Source organism: Enterocloster bolteae (assembly GCF_002234575.2).
Lineage (GTDB): Bacteria > Bacillota > Clostridia > Lachnospirales > Lachnospiraceae > Enterocloster > Enterocloster bolteae.
On record NZ_CP022464.2, the window covers coordinates 2,057,237 to 2,083,431 of the forward strand.

23 protein-coding genes are annotated in these 26,195 nt (G+C 47.7%); 20 read left to right on the forward strand and 3 right to left on the reverse strand.

The window, feature by feature from the left end; genetic code table 11:
* Positions 1–288 precede the first annotated feature (288 nt).
* The 20 genes from CGC65_RS09695 (at position 289) to CGC65_RS09785 (ending at position 21,784) form a co-directional block, all read left to right on the forward strand.
* The gene (locus CGC65_RS09695; protein WP_002565990.1) at positions 289–939 is read left to right on the forward strand and encodes a GntR family transcriptional regulator; all 651 of its coding nucleotides are present in this window, start codon (positions 289–291) and stop codon (positions 937–939) included.
* Positions 940–1,153: 214 nt separating this feature from the next.
* Positions 1,154–2,125: an amidohydrolase family protein gene (locus CGC65_RS09700; protein ID WP_002565989.1), complete on the forward strand. Its 972-nt coding sequence runs from the start codon at positions 1,154–1,156 to the stop codon at positions 2,123–2,125.
* Positions 2,126–2,172: 47 nt separating this feature from the next.
* Positions 2,173–3,318 (forward strand): amidohydrolase, encoded by a 1,146-nt coding sequence (locus tag CGC65_RS09705; protein WP_002565988.1) that lies wholly within the window; start codon positions 2,173–2,175, stop codon positions 3,316–3,318.
* A 25-nt stretch (positions 3,319–3,343) separates the two neighbouring features.
* Entirely contained in the window at positions 3,344–5,083 is a 1,740-nt protein-coding gene (locus tag CGC65_RS09710) for a M28 family metallopeptidase (RefSeq protein ID WP_002565987.1), read from the forward strand.
* Between the two features lie 46 nt (positions 5,084–5,129).
* Entirely contained in the window at positions 5,130–6,296 is a 1,167-nt protein-coding gene (locus tag CGC65_RS09715; protein ID WP_002565986.1) for an alpha/beta hydrolase family protein, read from the forward strand.
* Positions 6,297–6,325: 29 nt separating this feature from the next.
* Positions 6,326–7,465 (forward strand): TRAP transporter substrate-binding protein, encoded by a 1,140-nt coding sequence (locus CGC65_RS09720; protein ID WP_002565985.1) that lies wholly within the window; start codon positions 6,326–6,328, stop codon positions 7,463–7,465.
* A gap of 33 nt (positions 7,466–7,498) precedes the next feature.
* Positions 7,499–8,050 carry a TRAP transporter small permease gene (locus tag CGC65_RS09725; protein WP_002565984.1) on the forward strand — a complete coding sequence of 184 codons (552 nt, stop codon included), beginning with the start codon at positions 7,499–7,501 and terminating at the stop codon, positions 8,048–8,050.
* 14 nt (positions 8,051–8,064) lie between these two features.
* Positions 8,065–9,339: a TRAP transporter large permease gene (locus CGC65_RS09730; RefSeq protein ID WP_002565983.1), complete on the forward strand. Its 1,275-nt coding sequence runs from the start codon at positions 8,065–8,067 to the stop codon at positions 9,337–9,339.
* A gap of 21 nt (positions 9,340–9,360) precedes the next feature.
* On the forward strand, positions 9,361–10,005 hold the full coding sequence (locus tag CGC65_RS09735) for a cysteine hydrolase family protein (RefSeq protein WP_002565982.1): 645 nt from the start codon (positions 9,361–9,363) through the stop codon (positions 10,003–10,005).
* Positions 10,006–10,084: 79 nt separating this feature from the next.
* On the forward strand, positions 10,085–10,963 hold the full coding sequence (locus CGC65_RS09740) for an FAD binding domain-containing protein (RefSeq protein WP_002565981.1): 879 nt from the start codon (positions 10,085–10,087) through the stop codon (positions 10,961–10,963).
* A complete protein-coding gene (locus tag CGC65_RS09745) occupies positions 10,944–11,441 on the forward strand; it encodes a (2Fe-2S)-binding protein (protein ID WP_002565980.1) in 498 nt (165 codons plus the stop codon). Before CGC65_RS09740 ends, CGC65_RS09745 begins: the two co-directional genes overlap by 20 nt.
* On the forward strand, positions 11,438–13,801 hold the full coding sequence (locus tag CGC65_RS09750) for a xanthine dehydrogenase family protein molybdopterin-binding subunit (protein WP_002565979.1): 2,364 nt from the start codon (positions 11,438–11,440) through the stop codon (positions 13,799–13,801). The genes CGC65_RS09745 and CGC65_RS09750 overlap by 4 nt, the downstream gene beginning before the upstream one ends.
* A 149-nt stretch (positions 13,802–13,950) precedes the next feature.
* Positions 13,951–14,094, forward strand: a complete 144-nt coding sequence (locus CGC65_RS30965) for a helix-turn-helix domain-containing protein (protein WP_002565978.1) — start codon at positions 13,951–13,953, stop codon at positions 14,092–14,094.
* A 63-nt stretch (positions 14,095–14,157) separates the two neighbouring features.
* A complete protein-coding gene (locus CGC65_RS09755; protein WP_002565977.1) occupies positions 14,158–14,700 on the forward strand; it encodes a hypothetical protein in 543 nt (180 codons plus the stop codon).
* Positions 14,701–14,897: 197 nt separating this feature from the next.
* The gene (locus tag CGC65_RS09760; protein ID WP_235622195.1) at positions 14,898–15,269 is read left to right on the forward strand and encodes an SDR family oxidoreductase; all 372 of its coding nucleotides are present in this window, start codon (positions 14,898–14,900) and stop codon (positions 15,267–15,269) included.
* A 41-nt stretch (positions 15,270–15,310) separates the two neighbouring features.
* A complete protein-coding gene (locus tag CGC65_RS09765; RefSeq protein ID WP_038282616.1) occupies positions 15,311–16,438 on the forward strand; it encodes an ROK family transcriptional regulator in 1,128 nt (375 codons plus the stop codon).
* Between the two features lie 222 nt (positions 16,439–16,660).
* Positions 16,661–17,686 (forward strand): zinc-dependent alcohol dehydrogenase, encoded by a 1,026-nt coding sequence (locus CGC65_RS09770; RefSeq protein WP_002565974.1) that lies wholly within the window; start codon positions 16,661–16,663, stop codon positions 17,684–17,686.
* 20 nt (positions 17,687–17,706) lie between these two features.
* Complete coding sequence (locus CGC65_RS09775) at positions 17,707–19,131, forward strand: MFS transporter (RefSeq protein ID WP_002565973.1); 1,425 nt, start codon at positions 17,707–17,709, stop codon at positions 19,129–19,131.
* Positions 19,132–19,136: 5 nt separating this feature from the next.
* Positions 19,137–20,108, forward strand: coding sequence for a carbohydrate kinase family protein (locus CGC65_RS09780; RefSeq protein WP_002565972.1), 972 nt, complete (start codon positions 19,137–19,139; stop codon positions 20,106–20,108).
* A 200-nt stretch (positions 20,109–20,308) separates the two neighbouring features.
* Entirely contained in the window at positions 20,309–21,784 is a 1,476-nt protein-coding gene (locus tag CGC65_RS09785) for an IS1182-like element ISClbo1 family transposase (RefSeq protein ID WP_007037661.1), read from the forward strand.
* Between the two features lie 43 nt (positions 21,785–21,827).
* On the opposite strand, the gene CGC65_RS09790 is transcribed toward CGC65_RS09785, so the two are convergent.
* From CGC65_RS09790 to CGC65_RS09800, 3 genes are all read right to left on the reverse strand, one after another.
* A complete protein-coding gene (locus CGC65_RS09790) occupies positions 21,828–23,186 on the reverse strand; it encodes a GntP family permease (RefSeq protein WP_002569572.1) in 1,359 nt (452 codons plus the stop codon).
* Positions 23,187–23,267: 81 nt separating this feature from the next.
* Entirely contained in the window at positions 23,268–24,566 is a 1,299-nt protein-coding gene (locus CGC65_RS09795) for a nickel pincer cofactor-dependent isomerase, group 22 (protein ID WP_002569571.1), read from the reverse strand.
* An 18-nt stretch (positions 24,567–24,584) separates the two neighbouring features.
* The gene (locus tag CGC65_RS09800) at positions 24,585–26,078 is read right to left on the reverse strand and encodes a UxaA family hydrolase (protein WP_002569570.1); all 1,494 of its coding nucleotides are present in this window, start codon (positions 26,076–26,078) and stop codon (positions 24,585–24,587) included.
* Between the last annotated feature and the right edge of the window lie 117 nt (positions 26,079–26,195).

Sequence of the window (26,195 nt, forward strand, 5' to 3'; positions counted from 1 at the left end):
CCGTGCACGTAATGGAAAATATCTTTGTGAATGCCTGCTTTTCTAAATATAGTCATTTTATACCCTATTTTAAAAACGTGTCAAGATGGTCAATCAGCTTCTTGCAGAAGAAACTTTGTTAGAGACTGTTTTGGTATATTAAGAAACAGAATATCAGGCAGAGATCAGGGCGCGGCTCTGCTGGTTGTAAAGAATGTCTGCCGCAGACAACAAAACCTAATGTTAGGGTTGAATTGGATGGGAGAATATGATATGATGCAAAAATAAATGATGGAGAGGTTGGTAGTTATGGGAAGGAAGGATAAAAGTCTTGAGGACAAGGCATACAATTACCTTCATGACATGATAATCCAGCATAAGCTGCAGGCGGGAAAGCGAATCATCGAAAGTGATATAGCAGACTGCCTTGGTATGAGTCGTACACCGGTGCGTGCTGCGTTGCGGCGCCTGGAGGAGGAGAAGCTGGTTTACAGCCTGCAGAACCTGGGGACGTTTGTGGAGCAGCTTACGGTCAAGGATGTTCTGGAAATGAATGAACTCAGGATTGTGCTTGAGGTCAAGGCATTGGAGTCATGCGTCATGAAGGCCGCTGATGAAGACATTGATGAATGCATCAGAGTGACGGAATCTATTACAGTGACGGATTCTGCCCAGGATATCAAGGCTAAGGATGAATATTTTAATAATTTTATTATACATTATTGTGAAAATTCCCGAATACGCGACATCCTGCATTCTCTCAACGCGGAATTGTCCCATCCCAGGCATTTAGTTGCATTTACTGAAAAAAGACTTGAGGTTATGAAGCAGGACCATCTTAAGATACTTAAATATATTAAGGCCAGGAGCTATTCCAGAGCAGCTAAGGCATTGGAAAAGCATCATAATAACAGATACTATGGTTTCATGGAAGAATATATGAAAATGATAATTAAATAGAATTTATGTTTCCTGAATAAGGGGGGACTGCGCAGACTGCTGTGTGGTCCCTTTTTTTGTTGCTGCTTTAACGCAGGATGAAAGAATGTCTATGTAAAAAAATAGCTAATTAAAAAACATAATAAAAACAAAATATGTACAATTAAATACAATTAGTATTGACATTGTATTTAATGGGTAGTATACTTTTTATAAAAGATGGGAGGAAAAACATATGATTATTGACGTGCATGCTCATTATATCCCGGCTTCCTTAGCTGACAACGAAAAGTTTAGCGATCTTTTTTATGTAAAAGAAGATACCTTTGGAAAAACAATGTTTATAAAAAACAGGGAGCTTAGACCGTTTAACCCAGGACTTATTTATCTTGATGAACAGATTGCTGATATGGATAAAGCCGGCATAGATATGAGATTTATTTCGCTTCCTCCGTTTGCATTAAACTATGAGGACTGCCGATGCAAGGATTGGACCCGGGAATCCAACAAAGCGCTGTCTGAGGATGCGTCTTTACACAGGAACAGGTTCAGGTATCTGGCCACGCTGCCTATGGCAGATATGGAAGGCACAATCAGGGAGATTGACCGTGTAATCAATGACCCACTGTGTGCTGGTATTGAGATAGCCACTAATATTGCCGGAATGGAATTAGACGACGCGTATTTGGAACCATTTTGGAAGAAGGCGGCTGAATATGAGATTTTTGTGCTCCTGCACCCTCATTATACAATTAAATCGGCAAGGCTGGAAAGATATCACCTGAGAAACCTGATGGGAAATCCGTTGGACACAACCATTGCGGCCTTTGCCCTAATGACAGGGGATGTGGCCAGCAAATATCCAGGTGTAAAGATATGCTTTTCTCATTCCGGAGGATATACACCATATGCCATTGCCAGATTTGAACATGCCAGGAAGGTGAGAAAGGAATTTGAAGGAGTCCAAAAAAGCTACGAGGAATGCTGCAGGAGCTTTTACTATGACACGATTCTGCACGATGCCGAGACACTGCAATTTGTGGAATCAAAGGTGACTTCCTCACATCTCCTTATGGGAACGGACTACCCGTTCGATATGGGTGACGAGGAACCTGTTCACACAGTATCATCCATGAAGATACCCAGAGAGAAAATCTCCGACATATTAGGGGGAAATATTGAGCGTCTGATTGGAGACGGTATTTAGTTATTTCTTTATAAACAACCAGTAAAAAGAAATTGGGAGGGGACAAGATGAAAAGCAGCATCTGCGAATATGTAAATGCACATCATACAGATATTCTAAGCACATTTAATGAGCTTCACTCTATGCCGGAACCGGCACTCCGCGAGGTACGCACCGCTGATTACTTAAAAACCCAGTTAAAGCAGGCCGGATTTGACGTAAAGGGGGATTTTGCGAAGACGGCAGTGCTGGGTATCCGCGATACCGGAATAGACGGACCGGTCGTCGGCATAAGAGCAGATATGGATGCGCTCTGCTATGAGAAGGAAGGAAAGACAATATATATCCATTCATGCGGACATGATGCTAACTGTACGGCTGTTCTCTGGGCGGCCAAGGCGTTGCTGGAAACAGGGCAGTTAAAGGCCGGAAGCCTGAAGGTGCTGTTTCAGCCCGCAGAGGAAACACTGCAGGGAGCAGAGGCAGTTATAGAATCGAGGGTATTGGAGGGCACTCAATATCTGGTAAGCACACATCTGAGGCCCCAGGAGGAACTGCCCATGGGTCAGGTTTCGCCGGCAGTTTTACACGGGGCATCCGGACATATCAGGGTGAAGATATACGGTCATGAAGCTCACGGAGCAAAGCCTCATCAGGGAGTCAATGCAATTCTGACCGCATCTGCTGTCATAGGCACGGTGAATGCGCTGCCATTTAATCCTTCGGTACCTCATTCCATAAAACCTACAAAAATCAGCAGTGGCTCAAATCCCTTTAACATTATCCCGAACTACGCTGAAATCATGTTTGATATCCGGGCGCAGACAAACGAGGTGATGAAGCAAATAAGGGAAAGCCTTACAAAGGCTGCTGTTACAAGCGCAGAGTCAATGGGGGCAAAGGCCTTGGCAGAGTGGCTGGGAGGAGTGCCGGCAGCAAGCAGGTGTGACGAACTGATAGAAATTGCCTCGGAAGCCATCAGAGAGTCTCTGGGGGAGGATGCCCTGGGGCCTGTAATCATTACACCCGGAGGTGAGGATTTCCATAATTATCCACTTGCAATTTCAGGACTCAGGACTACAGTATTAGGAATAGGAGCCGGGTTGAAACCGGGACTTCACATGTCTGATATGACCTTTGATACAAATGCGGTTTTTAACGCTGTAACTGCTATCGGGTCCACGGTAGTCAATATATATAAGTCTAATTTGTAAATGAAACAAATGGAGGAGGTATGGCATGAAGGATTATGTGATGGAACTGGAACACATTGAAAACAGTCTGGTGGACCGTGTTGACGGTAAGAAGCTGATGGATTATACGTCCAACATAGCAAAATGGGTGCGTATATCCGGAACCCAGGAGGAAGTGGACAGCCTTCTGTATTGTGAGAAGGTGATGAAGGAAATTGGCTATGAAACAAAGCTTACCTTCCATGACGCATTCATCAGCGTACCGGTGAGAGCCCATGTAGAGATGGTTTCGCCCGTGCCAATGGGATTTAGGGCATTGACACACTGCTTTACAAGATCTGCGCCGGAACATGGACTGGAGGGGGGTGCGGTGGATTCGGACAGCCCTGACATAAACGGCCTAATCGCCATAAAGGATGGACTGCCTAATGCTGACCAGGTAAGGGACATGGAAAAAAGAGGGGCTGTGGCTGTCATTTATGTGCAGGATGACAATTTACATAATTCGCCGGTATCCTCTCTTTGGGGCGGTCCCACAGAGAAAACGGAAGGGCTGCTTCCAGGCATTCCGGTGGTGTCCGTGGTCCGGCAGGACGGCGCCTTTATTCGGGATCAGATGAAAAAGGGACCTGTAAAAATATGGATACAGTCTGTGGTGGACACGGGCTGGAGAAAGGTTCCCCTTCTTGAGGCCCAGCTGAAAGCGGAGGGTACGGAGGATTTCCTGTTGTTTGGAAGCCATATAGATTCATGGGATTATGGCGCTATGGACAACGGCGCCGCCAATGCCACCATGATTGAATGCGCAAGACTCCTTGCAGCTGAACAGAAGTCATGGAAACGGGGGCTCAGGCTTGTGTTCTGGGCAGGCCATTCCCAAGGGAAGTTTTTCAGCTCGGCGTGGTACGCGGATAATCATTTTGAGGAATTGGAAAAGCACTGCGCAGGCTATGTGTATGTAGATTCAACAGGTGGAAAGGATGCGGTGGTCATTGACGAAGCGCCTGTGATGCCTCAGACCAGGAGTCTTGCCGCATCTGTAATCAAAAAACAGACCGGGATAGAGTTCATTGGCAAACGGATTGGACATTTTGCTGACCAGTCGTTCTACGGCGTGGGGCTTACCTCCATATTCGGTACGTTTTCTGAGCAGGATATTGAAAAGACCAGGGATATACTTTCATTCCGTACCGGCACGCCAAAGCATGCGGGAGGTCTTGGGTGGTGGTGGCATACAGAGCATGATACCATGGACATCATTGACAGGGATATTCTTATAAGGGATACGAAAATTTATGTTGCTGTGGTATGGCGTCTGCTGAGTTCTGCTGTCCTGCCTTATGATTTCAGGGAGGCGGTTGAGGAGATGAAAGAAACCGTTGAATCCCTGGGCAGTCTGCTGGGAGACAGATTTGATTTTATGCCTCTTAGGGAGCGTCTGTGTCTGCTGGAAAGAAGAATGGGGAATCTTTACAGGCAGATAGAAGGCAATGAGATACCGGATGAGGACGCTGATAGTGTGAATGCCCTGCTGCAGAAACTGTCACATAAAATTGTGCGGATAACCTTCCACGGTGAGAACCATTTTGATTTCGACCTTTCCGGCGCAATGTATCCAATTCCGTCACTTGGCGATGGTGTACGTCTGGCAGGATGCAATAAAGACTCGTACAGGTATTTCGTTCTCCGCACGCAGCTGATGCGGGGCTATAACCGTGTGATGAGTTATGTGAGAGAAGCCGCAGAGCTGCTGGCGGGCTATGATGATATAGATGGAGAGCGGTAATGGGGAACCAGATTACAAAATTAAATACATAAAGGAGGGGTAACAAATGTCTAAGTACAGACAAAACGAAAGCTGGATTAGCAACAAGTTTGTAGGTCAGCTGGGCATAGAGGCTTTCATGCCTAATGCCAACATGGGCCTGGAAGAAAAGGGCTTCAAGCATGCTGATATACAAAGGGCAAACAGGCGCATGACCTGCCTGCGGGCTATGCCCAAAGCCTGGAAAGCCGTAGCAGAGCAGCAGGAAAAGCTGGCTGAGGAATCGGCCGCAATGGGAAACATGGTTACTGCCGGCGCGTTTTATCATCGTGCAGCCCTTTATTACGGTAAGGCACAGCTTTACCATCATAAGGACGATGCCATGAAGCTGGAGCTTCATACCTCCTGCGTGAGATGCTATGAAAAGGCAATAGCTGGATACGATTACACCATAGAGCGGGTAGTGCTTCCCTTTGAGGGTAAGAATATTTACGGCATTTTCCATGCGCCAAAAGGGGCTTTAAATCTTCCTACGGTACTGTTTACTCCGGGGATGGATATGATTAAGGAAGATTATCCCAACCTGAACGATAATTTCTTTGTGCGCAGAAACATGTGCGTGCTGGTGATGGACGGTCCGGGATTTGGCGAGACGCGTGTTCATGGCCTGCCTGTGACTCTTACCAATTATCCAGAAGCAGCGTCCCTGTTTCTGGACTGGCTCTGTGGACGGCCTGAGGTCAATCCGGACCAGATTGGGATTTTCGGCGGCAGTATGGGTTCCTACTATGGTCCTACGGTTGCTGTAAATGATTCCAGGATTAAGGCAGTTGTGGGCCTGCTGGGCTGCTATCTGGAGAAGGACCTGCAGTTTAATTCCTGCCAGCCGGGACTTCGCAATAACTTTAAGTATATGTGTAATATTTATGACGATGACGCGTTTGATGAGTTTGTGGCAGAGATGACTTTGGAGAAGGTGGTGGACCGCTTAAAGGTTCCTTTCCTTATGTCAACGGGCGAGTTTGACGAGATGTGTCCGCCTGAGCTGACAGAGCGGTTCTTTCATATGCTGGACTGCCCCAAGGAGATGTGGATTATGGAAGGTGAGTTTCATTCCTGCGCAGGTATGTATCATGAACTGTTCGCATGGGCAATTGATTGGCTGCGTGAAGCTTTGACGACAGGAAAACCGGAGAATCTGGAAGTCAGGAAAGTTATTCCCGAGCGGTGGTAGCATTATAAAAATACGAGGAGGTAAACGTTATGAAGAAGGTATTAAGTATCTTATTGGCGGCAGCGATGGTTTCTTCCCTATGGGCCTGCGGAGCTCCGGCGTCAAAGGAAGCCTCAGCTGCAAAGGAAACCCCGGCAGCAGAGGATATGTCTGTTCAAGAGAATGCTTCTCAGGCAGAGAATGCTTCATCAGGAGAGTCAGCAAAGGCTGCTTCTGATTACGAGTATCCTGAAATGACAATTATTCTGGCCCATTCAGGTGCGGCTACCGATGCCAGGCAGGAGGGCGCACTTGCAATCGAAACGTATATTGAGGAGACTTCCGGCGGGAAGATTCAGGTGGACGTATACCCGGCCGGACAGCTGGGGGATTCAAATACCCTTGTTGAGTCCGTGCAGAACGGCGGTATCCAGATGTGTATACAGCCACCTGCAAATGTATGTGCGTTCAATCCCCTGCTTTCCATTCTGGATGTACCGTATTTCTTCCCTCCGGATATAGATAAGGCCAGGGCTGTGTTTGAGACAGACGCAGCGGACGCCCTCCTTGACACCATGCAGGATTACGACATGGTAGGTCTGGGCTACTGGGTAGACCTGTTCAAGGCATTTACCAGCAATGTGCCCCTGCGCGCACCAGAGGATTTTAACGGATTAAAATTCCGTGTAATGGCATCGCCTGTGCTTATGAAGTTTATCGAATCCCTGGGCGGTACTGCTCTTACCATTGATTATCAGGAGACCTTTACTGCTTTGCAAACCGGTGCAATTGACGGGCAGGAAGCAGGCATAGGAGCAGGAATCTATAACATGAAGTTTTACGAGGTGCAGAAGTATATGGAGATTACAAACCATATTCTTGCCTCACAGTTGATTTTTGCCAATAAGACCTGGTTCGAGGGGCTGGACGATCCGTGTAAGCAGTTGGTTATGGATGCTGTGAACATTGCCGGAAATGATGCTTATCAGGAAGTGAGGGGAGATATAGAGCAGGCTGCTCTGGACGCAATCGGGGCTCAGTGTGAAATCATTACCCTTACCGATGAAGAACTGCAGGCCATGTCTGACGCATGCCGCCAGCCTTGCCTTGACCTTTATATTGAAAGCAACGGCGAAGCGGGCCAGAAGATTCTTGACGCGTTTAATGCCGACATAGAAAAGCTGAATTAACAGGCAGGACATGTACGGAAGGGATATGAATATATGAACAAAACATATGAAAAGTATAAGGCGTTTGACAAAGCATTCAAAAAGTTTGAGCTAACGTTCTGCGCATTATCAATCTTGTTCGTTACTTTTCTGGTTACTCTGGGAATCGTACTAAAGAATTTTTTCGGATTTTCTTTTCCTTGGACAGAGGAGCTCTGCCAATACATCATGGTCTGGGTGGCTTGTATCGGCGGCGTTATCAGCGTTGAAAAACATGAGCATGTCAGTGTGGATATCATATATAACATGCTTCCTCAAAAGCTGCACTCATACTATCGTATGATACTTGCCGTTATTGCGACGGTATTCCTGGCTGCGTTTGCTTACTTTTCATATCTGGAGGTGGTTTCCATAAAGGCAACTGCCCGTACCAGCGTGACCATGCCGTGGTTTCAGATGTGGTGGATGTATCTGGGAACTATGATGGGCTGCGGACTCATGGCATTGGAGTATTTTAAGACCATATTTGTTCTCTTTAAGGAAGGTAAGATAAAAGCTGGAGTCGACACAAAAGACCAGGACCTGAGCAAGCTCGAAACCATGTAAAGGGGGAGGTACCAATGACAGCGGGATTATTTATTATAGCTCTTCTGGTGTGCCTGTTCCTGGGTATACCTATCTTTATCGCCATGATGATACCCAGTACATATTATCTGTTAAATGTGCTGAATATGCAGCCAATCATGGCGGTCTCATCCTTTACCGCAGGATTAAACAAGTTTTCCACCCTGTGTCTGCCATTCTTTATTTTGGCAGCTAGTGTGATGGGGAAAGGGCAGATTGGAAGCAGGTTGCTGAAGTTCTGCCGGAGTATTGTGGGGCATATGTACGGCGGCATAGGCATGACGGCAATTGTGTGCTGCATTATCATCGGTGCCATATCGGGGGCATCCACAGCAGGAATATTGATTATAGGGGCCTTGATATACCAGGAGATGATTGATAACGGCTATCCACGGGGATTCAGCGCCGGACTTATCTGTACCGTCAGTTCTGTTGGTATGCTGATTCCCCCCGGTATTGCTTTTGTTGTATATGCCATGAACACAAATACATCCGTACTTAAACTGTTCATGGGAGGCTTAAGCTCCGGTATCGTTATGGCTGCTATATTTATGGTATACGTATATGTGTATGCCCGCAGGCACAAGGTGCCAAGGCTTCCCAGAATCAGCCTTAAGGAGTTTTTTACTGCGGTAAAGGAGGCCATCTGGGCGCTGGGTCTTCCGGTCATCATCATCGGGACCATGTATACCGGCATCTGTACGCCCACAGAGGCAGCGGCCATATCGGCTGTGTATGCCATTTTCGTTGAGATGGTCATATATAAAGATGTGGATTTTAAAACACTCATTGATATCTGCGGAGACTGCGCTAAGACAGTGTGTACGATTTACATACTGCTGGCAGCCGGCCAGCTTTTAGGGTATGTGATGACGCTGGCAAGGATACCGCAGCTCATGGAAGCGATGCTGGGTAGTACGTCAAGGCTGATGATATTGCTGGTAATAAATATAATGTTTCTGATTGCAGGTATGTTCATGGGCGCTGGCTCCTCGATTGTAATTATCATGCCCATGGTTTACCAGTTGGCTTTAAAAGCAGGGATAGACCCTATATTCCTTGGAAACGTGGTGGTAACCAATCTGGCAATCGGTATGAGCACTCCTCCTTTTGGCCTGAACCTGTTTGTCAGCGCCAAGGTGATGAAGCTGTCCTTTGTAGAGATAGTGAGGTCATCCATGCCGTTTATCATGCTGACGATTTTAGTGCTTATAATTATTACCCTGTTTCCAGGTTTATCCTTGTTCCTCCCCAACCTGTTGGTTGAATAATAGAAATAAAGGAGATAGTATATGGAAGATTTTAAGGCGGCTCTTATTGTTGTGGATGTTACACGGGCACATTTTGATTATGATTTCAACTATCTTCCGGTGCCGGAGGATGACTGCCAGAGGGTGCTTGGAGGTCTCGTTAAAGTAATACCTGAGTTCCGCTCCCGGGGGCTTCCGGTGATATTTGTGAGGACAGGCCATAAAATCAATCCTTTGACAGGGGAGACAATGTCCTTGGCAAGCCCTTTCTGGCGTTATCAGATGGAAAATAAGATCAGCATAGGCGGTCATGTGAGAAGGCCTGTAAATACTGAAAATTCACCTGCCATGGAAATTATGCCACAGCTTGGCGCTGAAGAACAAGACATCATAGTCCATAAACAGAGATACAGCGCGTTCATGGGCACGCCCCTTGAGATGTATTTAAGGGTCATGGGTATCAACACCTTGTTCTTTACCGGCGCAAATACAAACAACTGTGTACTCTGTACCGCCTTTGAGGCATACAACCGTGACTACCGGGTCATTGCCATTGAGGACTGCTGCGCAAGCATGAATGGAAAGGCTTACCATGAGCTGGCAATAATGCAGATCAAGGCGTCTCTTGGATGGGTAGTGGACAGCGGTTCTGTAGCGGATATACTTGACGGCAGGACTAAGCTTTAGAGCTGCCCAGGGATGCGGCAAAAACATTCTGTTACGGCAGGATGTTTTTGCTTATTTTCATTAAGAAAGGAATGGCTGTATGGAAACAAATTATTATCACCCCAGGGAACTGGAGGAAGCAGCGGCGTTGTTGGAGGAACAGGAGGGAACGGTGTTGGTGAACGGCGGTTCCGACATCATACTGAGCATTTCTGCGGGTAAAATCACTCCTACCGGAATCATTGACATACGCGGTATAAAGAGTATGAATACAATCACGGATGACGGACAGTATGTGCATATCGGAGGAAACGTAACCTACCGTCAGATGCAGGATTCTCCTGTGTGCGGCAGGATTGGCGGACTGGCCAGGGCGGCGGGCAGTGTGGGGAGTCCGGTCATACGTATGGTTGCTACGCCTGCCGGCAACATTGCTACTGCTGCGCCGTCGGCTGACTGTGCATCCATGATGCTGGCTCTTGATACGGAGCTGGTACTGGTAAGTGTCAGGGGGGAGCGTATTGTCAGACAAAAGGACATATATTTAGGAGCATACAAAACAGATATACAGAGTAATGAGATTATTAAGGAGATGCGGTTTCCCAGTCCGGGCCCGGATAAGGGCAGCGGATATGCAAGGTTTTCCCGCAGGAAATCACAGGATATAGCAAAAGTTATAGCAGGCGCGGTGGTTACCGTGGATAAAAAAGGACGGTGCCTGTCCGCGGTTATATCATTGGGAGCCTTAAACGCCACAGCGGTCCTGGCTCCCAGCATCGGAGAAAGGATTAAGGGTTTGGGGCGGGACGAGGCAATACAGCTTGCCCTGAAATTCTTTCCGCGGGAGGCGGGACTCAGAGAGAGCTATTTTAAAAGATATAAAGAAGAAACAACCTGTAATGCCATAGCAGAGGCTTTAGATATGGCATTCGCGGAAACAGAGAGGGGGGACTCGTGTTATGCCTGTGGTTCACTTTGATTTAAATGGCAGGGCAGTGTGTATTGAGGTTGACGGAAAGGAACTCCTGGTTGACACCTTGCGAAAACGCTTTCTGCTGACGGGAACAAAGAAAGCATGCGGTACAGATGATTGCGGCGCTTGCACGGTGCTGATTGACAACAGGGCTGTCCGTTCCTGCGCCTATCTTACCTGCATGGTGGAAGGCAGAAACGTGATGACCATAGAGGGCTTGGGGACGCCATGGCATCTTCATCCGCTTCAGCAGGCATTTATAGACGCAGGAGCGGTACAGTGCGGCTATTGTACACCGGGCATGATTATGACTGTGTACGGGCTGCTGGAAGAAAAGGAGAATCCGGATGAGGAAGAAATCAGGATGGCTATATCAGGAAATCTTTGCCGCTGCACGGGTTACCAGAAGATTGTAAATGCCGTTAAGCTGGCAGCAGAAAGAAGGCTTATGACTGCAAATCACAGTTGGGAGGAAATCAAGTGACTTTGAATGAATCATGTATTGGACAGCGGTATATCAGACCGGACAGCATAAGCAAGGTGACCGGCTATGCAAAGTTTACGGCGGACCTGCTTGCCGGAAGGACGGATGTGCTTGTGGCCAAAGTGCGCAGAATAGACTGTGCCCGCGCCAGGATAAAAAGCATAGATACGGGTGAAGCAAAGAAGGTTCCAGGAGTGGTGGCGGTTCTGACAGCAGGTGACTTGAAGGACGGTTCCGGGTATGGATATATTCTTAAAGATAAGCCGGTTCTGGCAAAGGATGAAATTATATGCGATTGTGATCCGGTAGCTTTTGTGGCAGCAGAAACAGAGGAAGCAGCTTACAGGGCGGTGAACCTGATAAAGGTGGAGTATGACGCTCTGCCCTTTGAGACAGACCCTTTAAAGAATATGCTGCCGGGGGCTGAACAGGTGAGAAAGGAGTACGGCTCTCATCATTGCGGCAATGTCTCAAATGATGTCCGGGTGGCAAAGGGTGGTATGGAAGAAGCTGCTTCAAAAACAGTGATTGAGATAACCGCGGATTTTCGCACGCCCATGGTAGAACACACTGCGCTGGAACGGGATATTGCTTTTGCAGAGCCGGATGCTGTGAACGGCGGACTGACCTTCTATTGTCCGGTACAGAATGTGCATGGCATGCGGGAAGGCCTGTGCGAAGCCCTTCATCTGCCTGTGAGCCGGATAAGGGTGGTCAGCCCTCTGGTTGGCGGCGGCTTTGGAGGGAAAGAGTGTTCATCTGTGGATTGCGGCGTGGCAGCCGGAATTCTGGCGCTTTGTACAGGGCGGGCAGTGGTTTATGAAATGACGCGGGAAGAAATGTTCCGCTATACCAGTAAACGGCATCGCAGCTATATAAAATATAAAATTGGTGTGGATACCCATGGATGTATGACCGGGATGTGGTCTGAAGCTATTTTTGATAAGGGCGCATATAAATCAGTGGATGTGATTCCTCACAGATCTGCACTGTTATCGGGAGGCCCTTATGTAATACCGGCCGTGGATGTGAGAAACCGATCCATATATACAAATCATGTATACGGCGGAGCGTTCAGAGGTCTGGGAGCACCTCAGCAGTATTATGCTCTGGAGTGTGCAATGGATGATATGGCCCGCACCATAGGAATGGACCCGGTTGAATTCAGACTTAAGAATTTAATAAAAGAAGGGTCTGAGACTATATTTTCCCAGCAGATGAGTAAGAGTGATGCGGCAGGCATACGTGAATGCATTGAAAAGGTGAGGCAGGAATTGGAATGGGACAAGCCTCTCGACTGTTCAGACCCATACAAAAAGCGCGGCAGGGGAATTGCCTGCTATATGTATGGAACCGGAAGTTCATTTCCAAAAGACGCGGGCCATGTATACCTGGAGTTGAATCTGGATGGCTCCCTCAATGTGAACCTGGCCCAGAACGAAATGGGCCAGGGCTTGATTACGGCTATGAGCCAGATTGCGGCCCAGGCAATGGGTGTTTCCATAGAATATGTGAATGTAGGGATATCGGATTCCATGTGTGGACCGGAGGCGGGTCCCACATCCGCTTCAAGGGCAACTGTGTTCCAGGGAAATGCAATCATAGCCGGCTGTCGTTCCCTGAAGAAACGGATACTGGATGTTGCGGCGGATATGTTAGAGGCGGACGCCCATGAGTTGACCATAAAAAACAGCGAGATATTTTCCGAGAAGGAACCAGATAAAAAGGTAACTCTTAAGTCAGCCGCTGCAAGGGCCCGGGTATCCCAGGTGTCTCTGGCGCAGGTTGGAAACTGGTATCCGCCTATGACGGAAAAAGACCCTGAGAATCTTAACCAGACAACACGGTGGACAACATTTGCATATGGAGCGCACGGTGTGCTCGTGGAGGTGGACACCAGAAACGGTATGATTACGGTGTGCAGGTCAGTACAGGCAACTGACGTGGGCAAAGCCATTAATCCGGATACGGTTGAGGGGCAGATGGACGGCGGAGCGGCCCAGGCGATTGGATGGGCCCTTATGGAGGAATGCTTTTTGAGACATGGTTTGGTAAAGGAAACGTCCCTGCATGAATATCTGATCCCCACTGCCTTGGATGTACCGAGCCTTGAATCCATTATTGTGGAGTCAGGTAGTGAGTCAGGACCCTTTGGCGCTAAAGGAGTAGGAGAGCCGACGATTCTAGGGGGAGCCCCGGCCATAAGGAATGCGGTTCTGGACGCAACAGGCCTTGCTATGTACGAAATTCCTATGACACCGGTCAGAGTGATGGAGGCTCTTGAACGGGCAGAGACAGCATCTGCGGCAGAGAAGAAACCATTTTTCAGGGTGCCGCTGCAGTGCGGACTCTGGGATTGATTTAGTGCTGAAAATTCTGAAACCTGCGTACAATCTGGTTATGTTTCTTCTCATAGAATTGATAGCAATGCCAATCCGTACATGCTATTATAAATAATAAGGGTGAGACACGCCCCTATTAACCACAGAATTATATTGAGGAGGAACGGATGGACAAAGTCATGGAGTTACGCCAGGTTATATATGGCTTGCTGGCGGCGCAGATTGAATTCGGCACCTACCATTATAAAGACCCGCTGCCGAAGATAGAGGAGGTCAGCCAGTGGGTCGGCGTTTCATTGGATACAGTATAAGCCGCTTATTATCAGTTGAAAATAGAGGGATATATCACTCTGACCAAAAAGGCGGGGGCGGCTGTGGCCGTACAGTTTCAGGAGGCGGAATTTGAGAAGAATATCCAGACGTTTTTCACTCTGCGCAAAGAAGCTGTAATGGATATGTGCAAATCCTTTGGACCGATGTTCAGCCAGGCCCAATGGCACGGCCTGAAAAATGCCGGACCGGAACAGATGGACGAGTTAGAGAGGCTTCGTTCACAAACCAACATACTTAGGCCGTATATCATGGTTCAGCATATTCAGTTAATATATGGCTCGCTTAACAACCAGCTGCTGCTGCGGTTGATTTGGCAGGCGTTCTTATTTTACCAGGCGCCCTTTTTAAGCTTGCCGGCCAATCTGATGGATTTTGAGGACAGTGACGGCCCCTTGCTGTATATGATTCGATTCTGCCGTCAAAAAGATTGGGACGGGCTTTGGGGAAGCGTGACATATTGCCAGGAACAGATTACATGTGCAATCAGCCGGTTTTATGCCAACCGCATCACCCTGGAGCCGCCGGGAGAGCAGATTCCGTTTTGCTGGAATGTCTATCAGAATACTTCCCAGAAGTGTTATTAAATCGCGATAGATTTGCTTAAGGGTGTCCGCCTGGGGGGTTTGGGTAGGATGGCATTTTGACATCTCCTGCCAAAATAGCAGAATATATGCAAGTCTCTGTCATTACAGTACGCCGTACCTTGACGCTGTTCAACCAGTTAGGCGTTACACATTCCGTCAACGGAGTTGGCACCAGGATTTTAGGTGCAGAGAACAGTATGGATGTTTCAAACCCGGATGACAGTGAGATACTGGTATCCAGTACGATGGAAACGTTCGGAAAACTAGTAGATATTCTGGTAAATAATGCAGGCGCCAGGGATGAAGGGCTACGGCCTGTTGATAAGGAAATCGACAGCGAGATAGACCGCGTTGTCGGCATAAATATTAAAGGCGTTACGTATTGTACACGCGCAATACTTAAAGATATGCTGAAAAATAAAAAGGGTGTCATTGTTAGCGTGGCAAGCAGCTCCGGTCTGAGCGGCGGCCCCGATAACGGGCCAGTGTGCCGCCCTGGATTATGGTTTCAATTTATAGTTAAGTATTCCGGGTTTCCCTCTTGTCATATGCTTCTTTTAGATGTATGATTACTTTTAGAAAAGAGTTTATGAAAGTGGGATGTCCTATTATGAAGATAAATGAAAAGGCATTGGAAAAGAAACGTCAGAACAAGGCAAGGATTGCCAGCCATATCCTCCACAGAAAGCAGATATCCAAGCCGGAGCTGGCCATTGAACTGGGACTCAGTATGCCCACTGTACTCCAGAATGTGAAGGAACTTCAGGAGGCCGGAATCGTGGAGGAGGTGGGAGAGTATGAATCCACGGGCGGGCGCAAGGCCAAGGCATTGTCTGTTGTGAAAAATGTGAGGTACGCTGCAGGGGTTGATATCACGGCCAATCATATAAGTGTTGTGATCATTGACCTTAAGGGGGATATGGTTCACAGCAGGCGGTTTCGCAGGCGGTTTGAGAATACTGCGGAGTATTATGAGGACCTGGCGGCGGAATTGGAGCAGTTCCTGGATGAGAGCCGGGTGGACAAAAAGAAAATACTGGGAGTGGGCATTTCACTGCCGGGTATTGTGGATAGGGAAAACAGCCGGCTGATACGTTCCCATATTCTCCAGGTCAGCGATATCAACCTGGAGGTCATAAGCAGACTGATCCCATATCCGGTACATTTTGAAAATGATGCAAACAGCGCTGCGGTCGCGGAGCTTCAGGGTACGGACAGGAATGCTGTTTACCTCTCTCTCAGCAACACGGTGGGCGGTTCCATCTACCTGGACAATGATATTTACGGGGGAGACCATTTCCGCAGCGCGGAGTTTGGGCACATGATTATATATCCGGAAGGAAGGCTGTGCTACTGCGGTAAGCGCGGATGTGCAGATCCTTATTGTTCCGCCGGGGTATTGTCCTCTTTTGCGGGGGAGGATGGGGGCCTGGCGGAGTTTTTCCGGCTGGTAGAGAAGAAAGAGCGGGATGCCATGGCGGTCTGGGACACATATCTGGAGGATCTGTCCATTGTCATTACCAATCTAAGGATGTGTTTTGACTGCGACATCGTGCTGGGCGGCTATGTGGGCGGCTATCTGAAGCCTTATATGTCACAGCTTGGCAGGAAGGTAATGGTTAATAATAAGTTTGATAATGATACCCTTTATCTGAGAAACTGCCGCTATGAAAAGGAGGCGTCTGCGGTAGGGATTGCCATGACATTCATGGATGAGTATTTTAGGACAATAATATAAAAGGGATATAGGATGCGGCTTCTGTTCAAGCACAGGGGCCGCATTTTTTGCATTGCTTCCAGGAATTTTGTGCAAACTGCATAAAAAGATGACAAAAAAATAATCAAGTTGATGAAAATGCAATTGGTATATTGACAAAAGCAAGGACCGGTGCAATAATGTAATTACTTTAATAAAACATTTTATAAAAGATTATATAAAAAGAAAAAGGAGAGATGGTATATGTTGCAGCAGGTAATGACAGAGCCAGGTAAAATTGAGTTTCATGAGGTTCCGGTACCGGAAATCAGTGACAGGGAAGTGCTTATAAAGATTATGAAAATAGGAATCTGCGGATCTGATATCCATGTGTATCATGGGGAACACCCGTTTACAAGCTATCCTGTAACCCAGGGACATGAGGTTTCAGGTGAGGTGGTGAAGGCTGGCCGGGCAGTGACCGGGTTAAAGCCAGGGCAGAAGGTGACAATCCAGCCCCAGGTGGTGTGCGGCCAATGCTACCCGTGCCGCCATGGCAAATATAATCTGTGCGAGGATCTGAAGGTGATGGGTTTCCAGACTACGGGTGTCGCATCCCACTATTTTGCCGTGGATGCCGCAAAGGTAACCCTGCTTCCCGATGACATGAGCTATGATGAGGGGGCTATGATAGAGCCTCTGGCTGTTGCGGTCCACGCCGTGAAGCAGGCCAGGGATGTTAAGGGAGCAAAGATTGCAGTGCTGGGAGCGGGACCCATCGGGATACTGGTGGCACAGGCAGCAAAGGGGTTAGGAGCTGAGCAGGTGATGATTACGGATGTCAGCGGTCTGCGCCTTGAAAAAGCAAAGGAGTGCGGAGTTGACTTCTGTGTGAATACCAGGAATAAGGATTTCGGGGAGGCCATGACAGAAAGCTTGGGGCCGGATAAAGCGGAAGTCATCTATGACTGTGCGGGCAACAACATTACCATGGGGCAGGCGATTAAATATGCCCGCAAGGGAAGCACAATTATTCTGGTTGCGGTGTTCGCGGGCCTGGGGCAGATTGATCTGGCTGTGCTCAATGACCATGAACTGGACCTGAATACCAGTATGATGTACCGGAACGAGGATTACCTGGATGCAATCCGCCTTGTGAATGAGAAAAAGGTGGTTCTGTCCCCTCTTATCTCCAGGCACTTTGCATTTGGGGACTATCTGAAAGCATACCAGTACATAGATGAGAACAGGGAAAGCACCATGAAAGTAATTATCAACGTGCAGGAGTAGATACAGGGAGAAGTGGGGATATGACGGAGATGGTTTTAAGAAGTAAAATGAAACGGACTGGACAGACTGCGGCCGCAGAAACGGATTTGAGAGCAGACACAGACGTTAAGGTCTCTTTGATTAGCAAGATTGCGTATGGAATGGGGGATGTGGGCTGTAACTTCAGCTGGATGTTTGTGGGAAATTTCCTGATGATTTTTTATACCGATGTATTTGGAATCAGTATGGGAGCCGTGGCGGGGCTGATGTTGTTTTCACGTTTTTGGGACGCTGTTAATGACCCCATCATCGGAAGCCTGACCGACAGGACCCATTCCAGATGGGGGAGATACAGGCCCTGGCTTCTTGTGGCGGCGCCCCTGACAGCCGTTGTTCTGATACTGACCTTCTGGGCCCATCCGGGCTGGAACAGTACGGCCAAGATTGTGTACATGGGTATTACATACTGTATTCTGGTTTTGGGATATACCTGCGTCAATATCCCGTACGGGACCCTATGCGGGGCCATGACCCAGAACATAGAGGAGCGTGCGCAGATTAATACCTTCCGGTCTGTGGCAGCCATGATTGCCATTGGAATCATCAATATCATAACGGTGCCGTTGATTGAAACGCTGGGCGCGGGCAGCGATAAAAGGGGATATCTCCTGATAGCCGTGATTTACGGAGGCATCTTTGCATTGTGCCACATGTTCTGTTTCGCAAAGACAAGGGAAGTGGTGGCCATACCTGAGCGGAAGAAGATTTCTCTGAAGGAACAGCTCAGGGCCGTATCCAGGAACCGTCCCTATATCCTGGCGCTGGCAGGACAGATGCTGTTCGGGTTTACGCTGTACGGGAGGAACGCGGATGCACTATACTATTTTACCTATGTGGAGGGCAGCAAGGCGTTCTTTACCGTGTATTCCATGTGCATTATAATCCCATCCATTATCGGAGCAGCCTGCTTCCCCATGCTGTTCCACTGGACCAACAACAAGGGAAGGGCGGCCTCCATTTTCGCATTCCTGACCGGCATGTCTATGATGGGGCTGGGCATGTTTACGGCAAAGGAATCCCCGATTCTGTTTTACGGGGTATCGGCACTGACCCAGTTTTTCTTTTCCGGGTTTAATACAGCCATCTATGCCATTATCCCGGACTGTGTGGAATATGGTGAGTGGAAAACGGGACTGAGGAACGATGGGTTCCAGTATGCGTTTATATCACTTGGCAACAAGATGGGCATGGCTCTTGGCACCTCACTTCTGGCTATGGTTCTGGGTATGTGCGGATATGTGGCCGGCGGACAGCAGAATCCTGCCGTGCTGGCAGTGATTAAGCATTCATTTACCACCATACCGGGTATGTTCTGGATTATTACTGGCATTGTGCTTTTCTTCTACCGTCTGAACCGCAGGCGTTACAATGAAATTATGAAAGAAATGTATACAGGAGGAGTCTGATTGCTATGGAAAATCAGAAGAAATATGACGTTATTGCCCTCGGCGAGCTTTTGATAGATTTTACACCTGCGGGAACCAGCGCCCAGGGCAACCCTGTCCTGGAACAGAATCCGGGAGGCGCTCCGTGCAATGTCCTGGCCATGCTGGCAAGATACGGCAGGAGCACCGGATTCATCGGCAAGATTGGAAACGACATCCATGGAAGGTTTCTTTGCAGGGCTGTCCGGGAATCGGGAATCGGCTGCGGCGGACTTGTGATGTCGGATGAGGTGCACACCACCCTTGCATTTGTCAGCATGGATGAGTCGGGTGACAGGAGTTTTTCTTTTTACCGCAATCCGGGCGCTGATATGGCGCTGACGGAGGACGAGGTGAACCTAGACATGATCCGTTGTTCCAGGATATTCCATTTCGGCACCCTGTCCATGACCCATGAAGGAGTAAGAAAGGCTACCATAAGGGCAGCTGCGTGTGCAAGGGAAAACGGATGCCTGATTTCCTTTGACCCCAATCTGAGGCCGCCCTTATGGGCGGATATGGAGGAGGCCAGAAAACAGATGCTTTACGGCGTGTCCCTGTGCCATATCCTGAAAATCACTGATGAGGAACTGCGTTTCATGACCGGGATAGAGGATGAGAAACAAGCGGTGGGTCATCTGCAGGCTGTTCACGGCATTCCCCTGATCCTTGTGACAGCCGGGGCTTTTGGGAGTACGGCATACTGGGCAAAGGAAGCCCTGAAGGCAGAGGCGTTCCTTACGGACAGGACCATTGATACCACCGGGGCAGGGGATACCTTTTGCGGATGCTGCCTGAATTATCTCCTGGACCATCCGTTGGAAACCCTAAACCGGGAAGGTGTAAGGGATATGCTGACAATGGCTTCAGCCGCAGCCTCCATTGTTACCACCAGGAAAGGGGCGCTTAAGTCCATGCCGGAGCCGGGGGAGATTGAGGAAGTGGTAAGACAAAAGTAAATGTCCCTGCTTAGCACTGTTCTATATTTATTATGGTAGACATTAAATAAGCCCTCCAAGAATGGAGGGCTTCAGACTGTAGACAAATTCCGAGGACAAGTGCCTCGGAATTTCTTCGCGATTGAGCCAGAAAAGTCAGCACTTACAAGACTTTGAGGCTCTTTTTTGGTATAATAGATGTATCAAATACAGGCGGTGAGATGCTTATGATGACACAGAATGCGGATAAAAAAAGAGAACAGATTCAGTTGTTTTGCATGGATGACATGGTTCCACAGGACCATCTGCTGCGGATCATCGACAAAGCAATCGACTGGTCCTTCATTTATGAACTGGTAGAAGATAAATACAGTCAGGACAACGGACGCCCCAGTATGGACCCCGTCATGCTGATCAAGATTCCTTTCATCCAATATCTTTATGGCATTAAAAGCATGCGCCAGACGGTAAAAGAGATTGAGGTAAATGTCGCCTATCGCTGGTTCCTCGGGTTGGATATGCTGGATAAAGTGCCACATTTTTCAACCTTTGGAAAGAACTATACGAGACGCTTTAAAGACACCGACCTGTTTGAACAGATATTCGCGCATATCCTTTCTGAATGCTACAAATTTAAGCTGGTAGACCCTAATGAAGTTTTTGTGGATGCCACCCATGTAAAAGCCAGAGCAAACAATAAAAAGATGCAGAAGCGTATTGCTCATGATGAGGCATTATTTTTTGAAGATCTGCTGAAACAGGAAATCAATGAAGACCGTGAAGCACACGGGAAACGTCCGCTGAAAGAAAAAGAGGATGACAACAATACACCATCCGGTGGAGCCGGCGGCAAAGAAGAAAAGACAGTGAAAGCAAGCACTTCTGATCCGGAAAGCGGATGGTTTCGCAAAGGAGAACATAAACATGTATTTGCTTATGCAGTACAGACCGCATGTGATAAGAATGGATGGATTCTCAGCTATAGCGTTCATCCCGGGAACAATCATGACAGCAGAACCTTCAAGTCTTTATATGACAAGATAAAAGGGATCGGAATAGAGACCCTGATAGCCGATGCAGGATATAAAACTCCCGGTATAGCAAAACTTTTGATCGATCAAGGAGTCAAACCGCTCCTACCATACAAACGCCCCCTGACAAAAGAGGGTTTCTTCAAGAAATACGAGTACGTTTATGATGAGTATTACGACTGCTATATCTGTCCCAACAATCAGGTGCTGACCTATCGAACAACCAACCGTGAGGGATATCGCGAGTACAAAAGCTGTGGAAGTGCCTGTGCAAGCTGTGCCTATCTTGCAAAATGTACCCAAAGCAAAGATCATGTAAAGACGGTTATGCGCCACATATGGGAACCTTACATGGAGATGTGTGAGGAGATCCGCCAAACCCTGGGTATGAAAGAATTATATTCACAAAGGAAAGAAACCATAGAACGAATCTTTGGAAGTGCAAAGGAGAATCATGGTTTTCGATATACACAGATGTTTGGAAAAGCCCGAATGGAAATGAAAGTCGGGCTTACATTTGCCTGCATGAATCTGAAAAAGCTGGCCAGGATGAAAGCGAAATGGGGAGCAGCCCATTTCACAAACTTTATTTTGAACGCAATTTGGTTAATAAAAGAAAACTGGCTTTGGGATACAAAGCCCAAAACCAGTTTGTCTACAGTCTGAAGCCCTCCAAGAATGGAGGGCTTATGGATTTACTTACATAATATTACCCAATTGCACCTGGAAGTACCAGTGCAAATAAAAGGGTTAATATCATAATGGAGATAGACATGATGATTTGTGCTACAGTGTAAGTTTTCAAACCGCCGGTTACGGTAAATCCCGATAAATTACTTACGACCCAGAAACCGCTGTCATTGACATGTCCCACACTGATTCCTCCCGCCAGTGCGGCCAGTGCGATATAGATAGGGTGGATGGACACGCTGGGAGCAATGGTCGCCATGATTGTCATGGCGGTAATACCGGCTACTGTACCGGAACCTTGGGCAATACGGAATATGCAGCCGATAAAATAAGCCAGGAACAATACCTTTATTACGGAACCGCTATTGATGCTCAATGTTGTGACCAGGGCATTTCCGATGTCAGTGGCTGAGATGATGGAACCAAATGAACCTCCGGCTCCAGTTATGAGCAGAACAATACCGGCTTGCTTTAATGCCTCTCCTGCGGAGGCCTCAACCTTGTCCCGTCCCAGATACTTGTAACCAATCAGATAGGAACAGAGTGTTCCCAACAGGATAGCAATGATCTTATTGCCGAGGAATTGGGCTACCATAGGTGTCTCGTCATAGATGGCGTCAGCCCCTGTGCCTGTCAGGATACATACAACAGGAATCAGTATGGGAAGAAAGGATACCAGGAAAGAGGGCTGCTTATCTGATTCCAATTCTTTTTCTTCGCTGAACAGTTCCGCGTTGGGGTTCATATCCTTTTCAGGTTTAAAAAAGCCGGTATCATGTATTTTTGTATAGATAAATACGGAAACAACCGTTGCGATAGCTCCGATAATCAGGCCCATGATTACCATGGTTCCCAGATTGAAATGCAGCAGATCCGCTGCAGCCAGAGGGTTGGGGGTAGGAGGCACCAGAGTCTGCGCAATGCCGTCTCCGATGGTCAGAGCTCCTACTACATAGGCCAGAGGTTTGTTTACCTCTTTGGCAACTGCAATGCCAATGGGGATCAGTATGATAAAGGTTACATCGAAGAATACGGGAATAGCCAGTATGAATCCGGCTATTGCCACGGCATACAGTACAAATTTATTGGGAACAGAATGTACAATGGTTTTTGCAATTACCTTAGCAGCTCCGGTATCGCTCATGAGCTGTCCCAGAATCACTCCAAAGCCGATAGGCAGTCCTATGCTGGCCATCATATTGCCAAAACCAGAGGCAATCGTGTCAATGGATGTGACAAAACCCAATCCGCAGGATACGCCCATATAGATACTGGCAATGACTAAGCTGATAGCGGGATTCAGTTTGGGTATAAGTATAAGAGCAATCATCAGAGCGATTGCAACGATTAAGTTAACGACAAGTAATGTACCTGACATAATATCCTCCTCCAATAGATGTTGATTTTATATGTGGACCGTACCTATCCACGGTACGGTTCATTATCTGAATAAAAACAATTACCAAAGATTTCCCTCTTCGTTAAAAACCCAGTCTTTCGGCGGGCCGGATACGATTACATGGTTTGATTCTTCCGCTTCCTTTAACATGGACTCAGATATGTAAATCTCCTCTAAGTTCATCGTATCTTTTATTCTCACCACTCTCGGATGTTCGCGGTCAATATAATTGCAGGTGCGCAGGGCAATCTGTATACATGTTTTGTCAGAATGGGTAAACAGCGGTATTTTAGGTGTGCAGAGCACTGTGGATGTCACCACATTTGGATATGTACAGTCCACATCAATTTTATCCACCAGCCGTTTGGTTGTTACGTCTGCAAGCCCCAGTCCGTTGCAGTTTCCATGTGTCTCATCTGTCAGATCCAGAACCGCAATGTGCTGGACTTTAATGCCCTCGTTAATATAAGGAACAGCAAACCGTCCTGTTATGTTGGGGTCCATGCCATCTCCGCTGATATCTTTGCCAATCCGGTCCACCACCAGAACGTCGATGTTGTCAAAATAAATCTTTCCCAGCCTCTGTTTGGAGGCAATTAGCAGTTTGGGCTCCTCTTCATATATCTCTTCCTTCAGCATACCTTTGATGATACAGGTCTGGTCAAAGGCATTCTCCACCAAAGCCAGAGCTCCAATTACAGGCGCATGTTCCAAAACGACCCTTCCAATGACAGGAAGCATGGTCCCAAGTTCGCAGAAGCCGTTGCGATGGACTGTCTCAGCTCCTTTTTGTTTCCCAAGACCAATAACAGCCATCTTCATGATGCCGCTCTCGTAGGGACCCCTGAAGGCCGTATGGGCTTTTACACGTCCGCATAGTATGATAGCGTCAGCCTCATATGCGTATCGGTCTACATAGACCGGCATACCGTCAGGTGTCTCGCCAACCTGAACCACTTCCATGGTAGCCTTGATAGGGCATCCCATAGTGTCCTCTGTAACATGGTAACTGGCCAGTATTTCACGCTGCCCCTGGGCAGTGGCTCCTCCATGACTTCCCATAGCCGGGAATATGAAGGGACTTCCGCCGCATTCCTTGACAAAATCCACAATGGCCCGGATGATTACTGCTATATTGGCAACTCCGCGGCTTCCGCAGGTTATGGCAACACTTGCGCCGGGTTTGATTCGGGCCCTCAGTTCCTCACGATCAAGTTCACTGCGTACAATTCCCGGAATCTCATTAACATCAATATGGCTATGGTCCAGAAGCTGTTTGACTTTTACCATTTTTGGAAGTCTTACACTGGAAGCCAGTTCTGTTATTATATTTCCTTCTTTTTTAGTCTCTAATGCCATAAGTGCCTCCTCCTGGTGTTAAAGCAGTACACCGTTTTTGAAAATCATGATTTCTCTGTATCCGTAGATTTCATTTTTTGTATGTTCACCGGATGCCGTTTGTATCATCAGGTCCCAAAGCTCATGGGCTGCATCGTCAAACGTTTTTCCGTCCAGTATGGCTCCGGCGTTGTAATCTATCCACCTCTCCTTGCGCTCATAAAGAACATTGTTGGAGGCTATTTTTATGGTAGGAATAGCTGCGCCCAAGGGATTGCCCCTGCCGGTGGTGAAGAACAGGATTTGGGCTCCGCAGGAGAGCAGGTCCGTTATGGATACACTGTCATTTCCGGGACCGGTCATAAGGTTCAGACCTGGTTTTATACAACGCTCCCCATATTGCAGAGTGCCTGTCACCATGGCCTTGCCGCCTTTTTGTATACAGCCCAGGGATTTTTCTTCCAGCGTGGTAATACCGCCCCTTTTATTCCCGGGAGAAGGATTCTCATAAACAGGCTGGCCGTAATCCAGATAATATTGTTTGAATCCATTGATTAGTTCCACTACCTGATGAAATGTTTTGTCTGAGTCGGAGCGGTTCATCAGAATGGTCTCAGCGCCAAACATCTCAGGAACCTCGGTCAGGACAGCGCTTCCGTCCAATGCGGTAATGCAGTCGGCAATGCGTCCGCAGAGGGGATTGGCTGTTACTCCTGAGAACGCGTCGGAACCGCCGCATTTAAAAGCGATTTTTAGTTTGCTCACAGGTACATCCTCGCGTTGGTCCTGGCTTAGTTCCTGGGCAAGCTCACGAATCAGCTCCATACCATACTCAAGTTCGTCCCCTTCCACATCCTGAGTCACCATCATTTTAACACGGCTCTCATCAATTTCTCCTAAAACAGGAAGAAAATGTTCTAAATCATTATTTTCGCATCCCAAGCTTACCAACAGTACGCCTCCTGCATTGGGATGATGGACAATGCTGGCCAGGATTTTTTGTGTTGTTTCAAAATCATCACCGAGCTGGGAACACCCTGCATTGTGGGGATAGGCATAAATGCCGTCACAGAGTTCCCCGTATTCCCTGGCCGCCATGTCGGCCAGCATCCGTACCGTTGTATTGACGCATGATACAGTGGGGATGATCCAAATCTCGTTTCGTATACCCACGTTTCCATCCTTGCGGACGTATCCGCGAAATGTACGTGAAATACCGGAAACATTGGCCGGGCGGGGGATATCAGGCTCATATGTGTAGGTGAGCATGCCTTTCAGGTTAGTTGCAAGGTTATGACTGTGTACCCATGAGCCCTTTTTGATGGGACAGGAGGCATGTCCGATGGCATATCCGTATTTAATAACCGCTTCCTCTGCTTCTATATCTCTGAGAGCGATTTTGTGTCCGAAGGGGATGTCCTCCTGGGCGGTAACCTCAGTCTGGCCGGCTATAACGGTCTGTCCCCTTTTTATGGACTCTACAGCCACAGCAACATTGTCATGTTCCTCGATTTTTATGAGTTTTCTCTCCATTTGGGAATTCTCCTTTCAATAATATATATTACAAATATATTTGTAATATATCAGACTCTGCAAAAGTATAGGAGAAACCATCTCTGTGGAATTCTCCTATTCAAAATTCTGAATTCT

Excerpts from the sequence above, each read along its gene's own strand:
- CGC65_RS09695 (WP_002565990.1), top strand. The coding sequence starts at position 289 with ATGGGAAGGAAGGATAAAAGTCTTGAGGACAAGGCATACAATTACCTT.
- CGC65_RS09700 (WP_002565989.1), top strand. The coding sequence starts at position 1,154 with ATGATTATTGACGTGCATGCTCATTATATCCCGGCTTCCTTAGCTGAC.
- CGC65_RS09705 (WP_002565988.1), top strand. The coding sequence starts at position 2,173 with ATGAAAAGCAGCATCTGCGAATATGTAAATGCACATCATACAGATATT.
- CGC65_RS09710 (WP_002565987.1), top strand. The coding sequence starts at position 3,344 with ATGAAGGATTATGTGATGGAACTGGAACACATTGAAAACAGTCTGGTG.
- CGC65_RS09715 (WP_002565986.1), top strand. The coding sequence starts at position 5,130 with ATGTCTAAGTACAGACAAAACGAAAGCTGGATTAGCAACAAGTTTGTA.
- CGC65_RS09720 (WP_002565985.1), top strand. The coding sequence starts at position 6,326 with ATGAAGAAGGTATTAAGTATCTTATTGGCGGCAGCGATGGTTTCTTCC.
- CGC65_RS09725 (WP_002565984.1), top strand. The coding sequence starts at position 7,499 with ATGAACAAAACATATGAAAAGTATAAGGCGTTTGACAAAGCATTCAAA.
- CGC65_RS09730 (WP_002565983.1), top strand. The coding sequence starts at position 8,065 with ATGACAGCGGGATTATTTATTATAGCTCTTCTGGTGTGCCTGTTCCTG.
- CGC65_RS09735 (WP_002565982.1), top strand. The coding sequence starts at position 9,361 with ATGGAAGATTTTAAGGCGGCTCTTATTGTTGTGGATGTTACACGGGCA.
- CGC65_RS09740 (WP_002565981.1), top strand. The coding sequence starts at position 10,085 with ATGGAAACAAATTATTATCACCCCAGGGAACTGGAGGAAGCAGCGGCG.
- CGC65_RS09745 (WP_002565980.1), top strand. The coding sequence starts at position 10,944 with ATGCCTGTGGTTCACTTTGATTTAAATGGCAGGGCAGTGTGTATTGAG.
- CGC65_RS30965 (WP_002565978.1), top strand. The coding sequence starts at position 13,951 with ATGGACAAAGTCATGGAGTTACGCCAGGTTATATATGGCTTGCTGGCG.
- CGC65_RS09760 (WP_235622195.1), top strand. The coding sequence starts at position 14,898 with ATGGATGTTTCAAACCCGGATGACAGTGAGATACTGGTATCCAGTACG.
- CGC65_RS09765 (WP_038282616.1), top strand. The coding sequence starts at position 15,311 with ATGAAGATAAATGAAAAGGCATTGGAAAAGAAACGTCAGAACAAGGCA.
- CGC65_RS09770 (WP_002565974.1), top strand. The coding sequence starts at position 16,661 with ATGTTGCAGCAGGTAATGACAGAGCCAGGTAAAATTGAGTTTCATGAG.
- CGC65_RS09775 (WP_002565973.1), top strand. The coding sequence starts at position 17,707 with ATGACGGAGATGGTTTTAAGAAGTAAAATGAAACGGACTGGACAGACT.
- CGC65_RS09780 (WP_002565972.1), top strand. The coding sequence starts at position 19,137 with ATGGAAAATCAGAAGAAATATGACGTTATTGCCCTCGGCGAGCTTTTG.
- CGC65_RS09785 (WP_007037661.1), top strand. The coding sequence starts at position 20,309 with ATGCTTATGATGACACAGAATGCGGATAAAAAAAGAGAACAGATTCAG.
- CGC65_RS09790 (WP_002569572.1), bottom strand. The coding sequence starts at position 23,186 with ATGTCAGGTACATTACTTGTCGTTAACTTAATCGTTGCAATCGCTCTG.
- CGC65_RS09795 (WP_002569571.1), bottom strand. The coding sequence starts at position 24,566 with ATGGCATTAGAGACTAAAAAAGAAGGAAATATAATAACAGAACTGGCT.
- CGC65_RS09800 (WP_002569570.1), bottom strand. The coding sequence starts at position 26,078 with ATGGAGAGAAAACTCATAAAAATCGAGGAACATGACAATGTTGCTGTG.